Consider the following 11,268-nt stretch of genomic DNA (forward strand, 5'->3'; position numbering starts at 1 on the left):
GTGTTGTGGGGAAGGATTTGATTGATCCTTCCCCACAACACTATGCAGATGTATAATTTCGCCTGTTATTATTCCTCGCTAGCTGATGACTCTGATATCTCCGATTCTTCAGTATCAACGATCTGGCGAGTAGCTTGCAACGCATCCGTATCTTCGGCATCTTCCGTTGCAATTACTGTCGTTTCACCTTCAGTATCTACTGTAACTTCTTGCACTTCAACAAGATTGACGTCGTTATTAGCATCGTTTGATGCGCCATCATTCTCTAGCTCTTGTGAGCTAGACGCGTCATCTCTCTTGTTATTGTCAGAAGCCGAATTCTCTGTAAGATTTTCTGGATCATCCACATCTTCAAGAATGTCAGCGATACGACGCTCTTCGACAGTTGGCTTATGTTTTTGCGGGCGCGAGATGATAATAATTTCATCGTCATCATCTACTGCTGGATCTGGTTGAATCCACATTGCTGTAGGTGTAGGTGGTTCGATATCAGAATGTTCTCCACACCCATGATCTACCGACACCACTCGCCCATCATCTTGGCTCCATTTATTTGCACATACGCCAAACATTGTGCCTAGTTCACCCTGAATTTGGACGAAGAAGCCACATGTTTGACACGTTTTGCCATGTGCCACTTTCGTGGATAATGATTTAGGACCATGAGGACCTGTATACCAGCGATCCGCTGTCTGACTGCGCCCAGCAGGAGAAAGAACCCTTGAACGACTCAAATTAAATTCTTCGATAATTTCTTTCGCCTGCTGTTCTTGATCATCCGTTACAATTTCGTCCGAAGAAGTTTGACCGAGTTCAGCACCTTCACGATCTACTGAAGAGGATTCTGATGTATCTACGGTCTTTCTAAATGATACATCCTGCGTGTGGGTGTTATCACTAAGCGTATTAGTAGTACCGCCATTTGTATCAGTTACATTGCTAGTATCAGCGGATATCTCACTCGCTTCAAGGCCTGAGTTTTCCAGCGTCTTATCATCGCTTTCAGGAGTAACTAGCGAACCTTCGTTATCCGTAGATGATGCTCCTGATTCGAGACGCGCATCGTCCGGATCGGTACCTAATACATCAGTCGGAGATATATCAGAAGGAATCAGACGATCTTTCCAAGGAATCCATTCTGGCGCTAAAAGAGCCTTCTCCGTAGGAATGAGGGAAGACTCATTGATTGTCCATTTATCAGCATCTTTATCATGATACAGAGTAATAGACCACTGCCATCCCTCATACCCCATAATATGAGAAGAGAAACGAAAATCTATAACATTATCAGCTACTTCACCAGCAATGATGAACTTACCTACATGACTTTCATCATCCGCAACGTGCTGTAAAGCCTCATGAGCATAATCGATAACCGCAGTATCTACCTGTACTGGCTTAAACTCGGTATCAGCATATGATGGTTCAGTCATAGTCGTCTCTTCAATTTCTATAAGCTCTTTAGGATGTGTCTCTATTTATCTTACTCAGATATGTAGCTTTGCCTAATCTTGAACATCAAAGTTGTCAGCAACCGCTCGTAGTACTTGTGCAAGCTTTTGCGATTCACGAACCTGAGGGTAACGTCCTCGACGTAAACCATTGCCGGCAGAGTCAAGCAACTTGATAACATCTTCGACGATAGCAGCCATATCTTCTGGTTTTGGACGCGTAGCTTTAACTACTGAAGCTGCAGGTCCAACGATTTTAATATCCATCGCTTGTGGACCACGACGGCTCTCGATACGAGAAAATTCTACTTTTGTCCCTTTGCGCAAAGTTGTAGCCCCAGCTGGTAGAGCAGTCGCTGGGACGAATACATCTTCGCCGTCTTCGCTGCTGATAAAACCATATTTCTTATCCGCATCGAACCAACGTACTTTTCCGCTTGGCATATTCATCCTTATCTATCTACAATTTTTTACCTTTAGGTATTTTATTGTAGCGCAAACAGCACGTTATTTCCGCTTTTGTGAATTATTCTTCGAGTCTAGCGAAATTTTTATCTGCGTAGTAGCCATGTCATCGTTATTCTTGCGCTTGCGTTTTCCAAAAATAGCTGGAGAAGTATTTCTTGTACGGCTTCTTTCTTCAACAGGATCATCATCAATGAAAAGTGCAGTCTGAGAAATCGGAATGACAATCGTATAAGTTAATCCTCCACCTGGTGTTTCAGTGGCACAAATTAACCCATGATGTGCTTTCACGACAGATTGAGCGATGGACATGCCTAAACCAGTGCCACCTTTATCGCGAGCGCGAGATGGATCAGCAGTATAGAAACGTTCGAAAATTTTATCTCGCGATGCTTCGGCTACACCTGGTCCGTGATCAATTATTCGAATAATTACATATTCGAGACTATTGCGCGCATGTGAAGTTGTGCTTACTGCGTCAAGGAATGTATTAAGTGATTCAACTGTAGATGGCATATTAGCAAAATCTCGTGAATCTACATCTGCATATACGACGCTCGCTCCCACTTCAACAGGCGAATCCGATGGTGTATATCTATGAATATTTCCAATAATATTTGTCATCACTTGACGCATACGAATTGGATCGCCGCCCACATCAATGCGAGGAATTTGCCCTTCGACAAATACGAGAGAATCATGCGAATCCTCGCCCAACATTTCTTGCTGAACAGACTGTAAAATTGACCCCGCGTCAATGCTTAAACGACCAACAGAAATCTTTCTTTCAGGATTGAGCGCATGCAAATCTTCTACAGAATCATTGAGCATGTCTTTAACATGAATTGTTTGCGCCAAATCAATTCCACGGCCTTCGTCTAAACGTGCAAGACTGAGCAAATCTTCAACTAATGCGGACATACGAGAACTTGATTTATCGATATGGTCGATAACCATATCGGCATTCTCTACAGGATCAGTCGCTGGAGAGTTTCTTTGCATCTTATAAAGCTCAGTACTTCCATGAATCACCGCCAATGGAGTCCTCAGCTCGTGTGAAGCGTCAGAAACGAAGCGCTTCATTTGATTGGTGATTTCTTCTTGCTTTTTAAAGCTCCTCTCAATTCGTGAAAGCATGGTATTAAGTGATGCAGCTAATGAACCAACCTCTGTATTAGCTGGCATAGGCGAAACTCGTTGAGATAAATCACCCGCAGCGATTTTTGCAGCAGTTTGTTCTATACGTTTGAGTGGCTTAAGAGATCGCCTGACTGCTAAGAAAGCTAAGAATCCAGCTGAAATTACAATTGCAATCGCAGTACACACGAAATAAATCGTCAATGCCTCGGTTGTGTCATTCACATCAAACAGCGATAATCCGATGTAAACGACATATTGCTCACCCGTACTGCGATTAATATAACGCGTAGCTATTACTCTCCATGGTGAGTATGCTATGGAACTATCCCGGTCATTAAGTAAGACTCCGTTAGCAGTGTGAACAACTGCCGAAACGGTTGTAGGTGTGTCAAATCCAAATGATGCTGATTTACCCTCAGCTGGTAAATCAGGCGTTGCTTCTACCCCATCTCGTGCGATAGGAATTAACGGAGTACTAACAATCTTATCGTTCTCATCACGTACCTGAACGAAATAATCAGCCGGTCCAAGATTTTGATTGCCCGTCGTGGAATATGGCTCTGGACGCCGTTCAGGTTGATCTTGTGCATCTCCATTAGGACTGCCTGATTCAAGCATATTTCGCATAAGCGAAGAATTATCTGCTTGCTGCTGCTTGTTTGAATTTTCTGAGTTCTCTGATTGTAAAAGCTCGGTATTATTAACAACAAGAGTAGCTTGACGAATCAGCTGAGTATCAGTCTTATCCATCAATGCGGTCGACACTAACTGTCGCGAAGCTACCACCAGAACTGAGCTAGCAACAAAAAGAAAGAGAAGAACTACCGCAACGATACGTGTGGCTAAGGGAATGGCACTTATACGCCACGATATCTTAGTCCACCCTTTTCTTTGAGGAACTGAATTCTTCATATCATTGAGCTTTCTGTACCCTGTTTACCATTAACTGAACTGTTAATCGCGTGGTTCGCGAATCATATACCCAATTCCGCGCTTGGTAAGGATAATTGGCACGACTTTCTGCTCGTTGCCGTCATTATCTATATACGTTACGCCATCAATTTTCTTACGCAGATACGAGATGTATGATTCTACAATGGCAGCGTCCCCGCCCCAATCGTATTGCCATACATGATCAAGAATTTGCGCTTTGCTGAGCACTCGTCCCTCATTATCCATAAGATAGCGCAATAATTTATACTCAGTCGGGCTTAAATCAATGAGTTCACCGTGTCTAGTAACATCGTGCGAATCTTCATTAATCTCCAAATCTGCTACTCGGATAATTGGATTATCCGGAGCTTCATCACGTGTACGTCGCAAAATTGCACGAATACGGGCGACAACTTCTTCTAGACTAAAAGGCTTAGTAACATAATCGTCGCCACCAACGGTCAATCCCATTACCTTATCTTGTGTATCGTCGCGCGCAGTTAAGAACAACACTGGAGCATCTATTCCTTCTTGACGGATACGACTTGTCACTGTAAAGCCATCGATATCAGGCATCATGACGTCCATAATGATGAGGTCAGGATTTGAATCAACAATTACATCAATCGCTTCAGTCCCGTTCGATGCCGTTATTACCTCAAAACCTGAGAAACGCAAAGATGCTGATAATAATTCACGGATGGAAGGTTCATCATCTACTACTACTAAACGTGCTTCTTGATTATTCGCCATTCTCTAAGTATGACAGACATATCTGAACATTTCCTGAAAACTTGCTTAAAGCATCATCATCGATTAATGATAGAGCGAAGAAACTTACTATTAGTTTCTTCTACCAGTTATATATATCTGAATTAAACAAGCGTTGTCACATCCGTCCACATTCTTCTCGTAGCTTCCCATCGCCGATAACGATTCGTTAAAGTAAATACACCTCAAACTTTTAATGTGAACACAGTAAAACATTAAACAATAAACGTATTATTCCACATCTTATCCAGCAAAGGAGAAGCTATTATGCCACAATATCATGTTGATTCCGAACGAATTAGTAACGCAAGTATAGCTATCAATAACACAGCAGATCAGATTCGCAGTGCGGTCACAGTCATGTATTCTCAACTATCAGAGCTTGAAGGAAGCTGGCAAGGAACATCCGCTAATCAGTTCTCTACTGTGATAACAGACTGGCGAAATGCTCAAAATTCTATAGAGAATTCTTTGCAGTCCATTCAACAGGCACTTTCTCAGGCCGCAGTTCTCTATAGCGATGCCGAAACGCAAGCGGGGCAATTATTTATGCAATAAATTCTGTTCTCACTCACATTTCATAAAATCGTTACGGTATACATGCGTATATGCAGAAGAGCTCTCCACATGCGCGGAGAGCTCTTCATATTTACTGTATTGAGTTCGAAAATCTTATTTCTTATTATTTAAGATTCTTACTCAAGCACGTCAATTTAGTAGCCCATATCTGGTGCTGCTGGAGCTGGAGCAGCTGGCTCTGGCTTATTTGCTACAACTGCTTCAGTTGTCAAGAACAAACCAGCGATAGAAGCTGCGTTCTGAAGAGCAGAACGAGTCACCTTAACTGGATCGGTAACACCAGCTGCCATCAAATCTTCATATTCACCAGAAGCAGCATTCAAACCGTGACCTGCTGGCAAAGAACGAACCTTGTCGATAACAACATCGCCAGACAAACCTGCATTAGAAGCAATCTGCTTAATTGGAGCTTCAACTGCACGGAATACGATGCTTGCACCGGTTGCTTCATCACCTTCGAGCTTTACTGTATCTTCTACAGCTGCAGCTGCCTGAATGAGTGCTACACCACCACCAGGAACAAGACCTTCTTCAATTGCTGCCTTTGCATTACGTACTGCATCTTCAATGCGGTGCTTACGTTCCTTAGCTTCAACTTCAGTAGCTGCACCTACCTTAATAACAGCTACACCACCAGCAAGCTTTGCCAAACGCTCTTGAAGCTTTTCGCGATCATAGTCAGAATCTGTTGCTTCAATCTCCTGACGAATCTGAGCCACACGTGCTGCAACATCCTCAGCTGAACCTGCACCAGAAACAATAGTCGTCTCATCCTTAGAAACGATAACCTTTGCAGCATGACCAAGAACAGTTTCATCGATAGAATCAAGCTTCAAACCGACCTCTTCAGATACAACCTGTGCACCTGTCAAGATAGCCATATCTTGAAGCATTGCCTTACGACGATCGCCAAAACCAGGAGCCTTTACTGCAACAGTATTAAAGGTTCCACGAATCTTGTTCAATACGAGAGTTGGAAGAGCTTCACCATCAACATCCTCAGCAACGATGAGCAATGGCTTACCGGACTTCATGACAAGTTCTGCTACATGCACGATATCCTGCTGAGAAGATACCTTGCCGGAGGTAAGCAAAATGTATGGATCTTCAAGAACAGCCGTCTGATCTTCTGGATTAGTCACGAAATAAGGGGAAATATAACCCTTATCAAAACGCATACCTTCAGTAAAGTCGAGATCAAGACCAAACTTATTGTTATCTTCTACTGTAACAACGCCGTCTTGTCCAACCTTATCCAAAGCTTCTGCGATGCGCTCGCCAACCTCTGGATCTGCAGCAGAAATAGTTGCAGTTGCAGCAATCTGTTCCTTTGTCTCAACATCCTTTGCTGAGTCAAGCAATGACTGAACGATTGCAGCAGATGCCTTCTCAATACCGCGACGAAGAGCAATTGGATTAGATCCTGCAGTAACGTTCTTCAAGCCTTCGTGCACGAGAGCCTGAGCAAGTACTGTTGCGGTAGTAGTACCATCACCAGCAACGTCATCGGTCTTCTTAGCTACTTCTTTAACAAGCTCAGCACCGATACGCTCATAAGGATCTTCGAGGTCGATTTCCTTAGCAATAGATACACCATCATTGGTAATTGTTGGAGCACCATATGTCTTATCAAGGACGACATTACGACCCTTAGGTCCAAGAGTTACCTTTACGGTATCTGCGAGCTGATCAAGACCAGCAAGCATGCCCTGACGAGCTTCATTATCATAAGCAATAATCTTTGCCATAATCTTCCTTTCGAAATTATGTCTAAACTTTACTTCAAAACCTGAGCCAATCAGACTCAACTTTTGATTTCTACCTAATAGAGTATCACCCTCAGTAAGAAAAATGCTAATTAATTTTCAGCGTTTTGCCTTCAGCCTAAGATTCTAAAAAAAAATTGTTGAGTTCGGAAACAACTGCTCTCCTAGCTTAAGGCATATCAATAAGCGCAGAAATTTCTTCTAATCCCTCACTAACTTCCTACTGACTCACCAAAATAACAGCAATATCACCTTGGTTTAATCCGTTTACCTTCTGCACATTGCTAATGCCCAACTGTGAGGCAACGTCTTGTGCAGTAGTTTGGTCACCATCATTGACATACCATACGGTGTTTTCACTCGGTAAATTGCCTGTGGACGGGTTCGTAGGAGTAACACTAGAATATCCAGCGTTTGTAAGAACCGAAGCTCGATCAGCAGCATAACCATTAATACCCGTAGCATTAAATACGTATACAGATCGTGACTTATCAGGCTGAGCTGCTGTTTGCTGAGTCTCACTAGAAGAGTTACTTGCTGAGCTAGAAGTACTATCGGAGCTAGACTGCGATGAGCCATTACTCGAATTTGACTGCGAATCTGTTTTCTTCGAGGATTGTGAAGACTGAGTTGAGCCGTTTGATTGCTGAGTCGTCGTAGAAGAAGTAGATGGGAATAAATTCAATCCATTTCGTCCGAGCCAACCATTAGTCCATGTCAAGAAAATTCCAGCTAATACTGCAGCAACAACAATAGCAATAATATATGGCATAATTCGCGCGAGAATGGTTTTAGAACCACGATGCGCACCACCATTGCCACCTGTAATATGATCAAATTCATCGCGTGGATAATCGGAATGTGAACTCACCATGAATACTCCTTTAATAGCTGCCTACCATTCTACGAAATACCATGCACTACTCTAACCGTAACACCATAGACATGATATTGTTTATGTCAACTCATAACAACACACCCGCCGATTAATTAACAAGGGGTTGTTTATGGCGTCCACATTAGATACCATAAACAACCCAAAGATATAACCATTACCCAATTATACGATTAAAATACCGCTCATTGCTTTGGTTATTGTCATCATAATATCGCAATCATGCTTTATGCGAACTCTTGACGAATAGACTGATCGTTTTCGTTATAAGCTGGCGCATCCTTTTGGACACCATATGAATTCCAATAGCTATATTTCATTGGGGTTCCCATAACTTCTTGTCCGTCTGACATTGTCTTAACCATACCGCGCTCAATGACTTGAGGGAGACGGCGAGTTTCGTCAACATTGAGCACTAATCCTACCGGAACACCCGCTTCTTCAATCTTCTTATGCCATGACTTTGCGGTTCCGGTCTTTAAAACGGATTCCATTGCTTCTTTTACCTCTCGCCAATTTTGTTCACGCAAATCATTCGTCAAGAATCTAGGATCATTAGCCCATTCTTCATGCCCAAGAGCTTTAGAAAGAACTGACCACAAATGATCGTTACCACAGCAAATAGCAAGTGGCGCATCTTTACACTGGAACGTGTCAAATGGATAGATATCTGGATGTCTGTTTCCAATGCGATGAGGAACTTTATGTTCACCAAGCGTTGTCATCAAATCTTGAGACATAAGAGACAAAGTTGCATCAAGCATTGCGACATCAACAGTAGTTCCATGCCCTGTGTGCTCACGCGCATACAATGCTGTCGCGATACCTGCATACGCAATCATGCCAGCGACAATATCAGAAATAGATGTTCCCACTCGAGTAGCTTTCCCGTTTGGTTCACCCGTTGCATCCATAATTCCCGACATTGCCTGAACGATTGTGTCGTATGCAGGTTCGCTGCTCATTGGACCGTACTGACCAAAACCTGAAATAGATGCCACTATAAGACGAGGATACTTCTTGCACAAATCTTCAGGAGCGATACCAAGTCGTTTCATAACACCTGGACGGAAATTCTCAACAACGATATCAGCCTTCGCAATCATTCGATTGAGCAACGCAAAATCCTCAGGGTCATGGAAATCTAAGGCAATAGATTCCTTTCCTGTATTTGCTAAACGGAAATACTCGCTCGAGCCATCTTCAACATATGGCCCCATAGAACGCGTATCATCACCCTTTCCTTTACGCTCGACATGGATTACTCGTGCTCCGCCATCAGCAAGCATACGGGCACATGTTGGCCCTGACAGTACGCGTGTTAAATCAACTACTAATAAACCTTCCAATGGGTATGGCTTATTCTTATCCAAGTGATTATTTTCTGATTCAAGCTCAGCGTATGCTGGTTCTTTCTTTTCCATTATTTTACCTTTTCTACTTTTATCTTTACTGTGAATTTATTCATGATTTTCTGCAGTGAGAATTCCAATAGCCTCGCATAAATACTGTAACTACAGATTATTTGCTGCCTTCTTCAAATCAATCTTCGCATTGAGATTATCGATATGACCAGATTCGGTTCCTGCCGAAGGATTCAATGTCGCATTAATAATAGATGGATTATTACTGTCCATTGCCTTGACAAGAGCATCTTTAACCTCTGAATAAGTAGAAGCAACATAACTATCTCCGCCAAATGCACTTGAAAGATACTCATAATGAGCGCGTGGATCTAAATTCGTCGGGCTTGGTTGATTATCTACAACTTTATCTGTTCCGTTATAGATACCGCCATTATTAAGAACTACGACTGTAACAGGAAGATGATAACGACAAATTGTTTCCATTTCCATCGCATCGAATCCGAATGCACTGTCACCCTCTAATGCAATGACACGTTTTCCAGTCTCAACGGCAGCTGCAATTGCATAGCCTAAACCAATACCCATTACACCCCACGTACCACAATCAAGACGATGACGAGGAAGTTTCATATCAATAATATTTCTTCCCATATCAAGGGTGTTTGCACCTTCGCTGACAAGATAAGTATCTGGATGCTCATTCATATATTCCTGAAGAGGAAGTAACGCGCCAAAGAAATTCAATGGTTCTGACGTCTTACCTGCTTCGAGCCTTGTCCTCATTTTTTCTTTATTTGAGAGTACAACGTTTTGCACGTCATCTAACCACTGAGATTCCACAGTTACTTCTTGCTCGTGAACGGCGTCAATGAGTTTGCGAAGTGAAGATTTCATATCCCCAAGAATTGGCGCATCAATTCGTCTGTTAGAGTCAAATTCATACGCATCGATATCAATCTGAATAACCTGTGCACTCTCATTGAAAACTGGCGCTTTTCCATGTGACAACAACCAATTAAGCCGTGCTCCCAGAAGAATTATAGTGTCTGCATTCTTCAAGCTATACGAACGTGCAGCTGCTGCACTATGAGAATCGTCGTCTGGGATAAGACCTTTTGCCATTGACATTGGAAGATAAGGAACATTAAGGGTATCAATTAATTCCTTAACTTCCTTTTCTGCCCTTGCACTGGCAGCCCCTTTACCAACAATAACAAGTGGTTTCTGAGAATTCTTAATGATATTTATAGCACGAGAAATAGATTCATCTGAAGGTATAACCGATGGCGCAGGGTCTACGATCTCATAAACATTATTCCCCTTCTTATCATCGATCATCATGCTTTCTATAGCTTCTGCTGGAAGATCAAGGTATACACCACCTGGCCTGCCGCTTACGGCCGTACGAATTGCACGCGCCACAGCTGTGCCCATATCCTCAGCCCGATTCACACGGAAAGCTGCCTTACAGAAAGGCTTAGCAATGTTATATTGATCAAGCCCCTCATAATCACCTTGATCCAAATCAATAATGTTTCGATCCGATGAGCCAGAAATCATAATGAGAGGAAAACAATTTTTTGTCGCTTGCGCAAGAGATGGCAACCCATTGAGGAAGCCAGGAGCTGAAACTGTCAGCGCGATACCTGGTTTCCCAGTAATAAATCCTGCTGCTGCAGCAGCATTCACCGCCGCATCCTCACGGCGAAATCCGTAATAATTCATTCCCTCAATCTGCGCCAGACGAGCCAAATCAGTGACAGGTATACCTACTAATCCGTATATATTTTGTATTCCATTAATTTTGAGTGCATCAATAAGTAATTCAGCCCCACTTTTCGTAGTACTATCGCTCATATTTTCTCCTTTCAAATCGCAATTGGGCAATATACTACCCCCCC

9 protein-coding genes are annotated in these 11,268 nt (G+C 42.7%); 1 reads left to right on the forward strand and 8 read right to left on the reverse strand.

What is annotated here, in order from left to right:
• Positions 1-68 precede the first annotated feature (68 nt).
• The 4 genes from EJ419_RS08235 to EJ419_RS08250 all read right to left on the reverse strand — a co-directional run bounded on the left by EJ419_RS08235 (position 69) and on the right by EJ419_RS08250 (position 4,742).
• Entirely contained in the window at positions 69-1,433 is a 1,365-nt protein-coding gene (locus EJ419_RS08235; protein ID WP_131285448.1) for a DUF3027 domain-containing protein, read from the reverse strand.
• A 72-nt stretch (positions 1,434-1,505) separates the two neighbouring features.
• On the reverse strand, positions 1,506-1,895 hold the full coding sequence (locus EJ419_RS08240) for a cold-shock protein (protein ID WP_131285450.1): 390 nt from the start codon (positions 1,893-1,895) through the stop codon (positions 1,506-1,508).
• Between the two features lie 63 nt (positions 1,896-1,958).
• Entirely contained in the window at positions 1,959-3,968 is a 2,010-nt protein-coding gene (locus EJ419_RS08245) for a sensor histidine kinase (protein ID WP_131285451.1), read from the reverse strand.
• Positions 3,969-4,010: 42 nt separating this feature from the next.
• The gene (locus tag EJ419_RS08250; protein ID WP_131285453.1) at positions 4,011-4,742 is read right to left on the reverse strand and encodes a response regulator transcription factor; all 732 of its coding nucleotides are present in this window, start codon (positions 4,740-4,742) and stop codon (positions 4,011-4,013) included.
• Positions 4,743-5,027: 285 nt separating this feature from the next.
• On the opposite strand from EJ419_RS08250, the gene EJ419_RS08255 reads away from it, so the two are divergent.
• Positions 5,028-5,318 (forward strand): WXG100 family type VII secretion target, encoded by a 291-nt coding sequence (locus tag EJ419_RS08255; protein ID WP_131285455.1) that lies wholly within the window; start codon positions 5,028-5,030, stop codon positions 5,316-5,318.
• Positions 5,319-5,473: 155 nt separating this feature from the next.
• Here EJ419_RS08255 and groL read toward each other — a convergent pair whose 3' ends face one another.
• The 4 genes from groL to oxc form a co-directional block, all read right to left on the reverse strand.
• Complete coding sequence (groL, locus tag EJ419_RS08260; protein WP_131285457.1) at positions 5,474-7,087, reverse strand: chaperonin GroEL; 1,614 nt, start codon at positions 7,085-7,087, stop codon at positions 5,474-5,476.
• A gap of 238 nt (positions 7,088-7,325) precedes the next feature.
• Entirely contained in the window at positions 7,326-7,979 is a 654-nt protein-coding gene (locus EJ419_RS08265; RefSeq protein ID WP_131285459.1) for a LytR C-terminal domain-containing protein, read from the reverse strand.
• Between the two features lie 248 nt (positions 7,980-8,227).
• Positions 8,228-9,424, reverse strand: a complete 1,197-nt coding sequence (locus EJ419_RS08270) for a CaiB/BaiF CoA transferase family protein (protein WP_131285461.1) — start codon at positions 9,422-9,424, stop codon at positions 8,228-8,230.
• 90 nt (positions 9,425-9,514) lie between these two features.
• The gene (gene oxc / locus EJ419_RS08275; RefSeq protein ID WP_131285464.1) at positions 9,515-11,224 is read right to left on the reverse strand and encodes an oxalyl-CoA decarboxylase; all 1,710 of its coding nucleotides are present in this window, start codon (positions 11,222-11,224) and stop codon (positions 9,515-9,517) included.
• Positions 11,225-11,268 lie beyond the last annotated feature (44 nt).

Origin of the sequence: Alloscardovia theropitheci, assembly GCF_004332295.1 — a bacterium.
Lineage (GTDB): Bacteria > Actinomycetota > Actinomycetes > Actinomycetales > Bifidobacteriaceae > Alloscardovia > Alloscardovia theropitheci.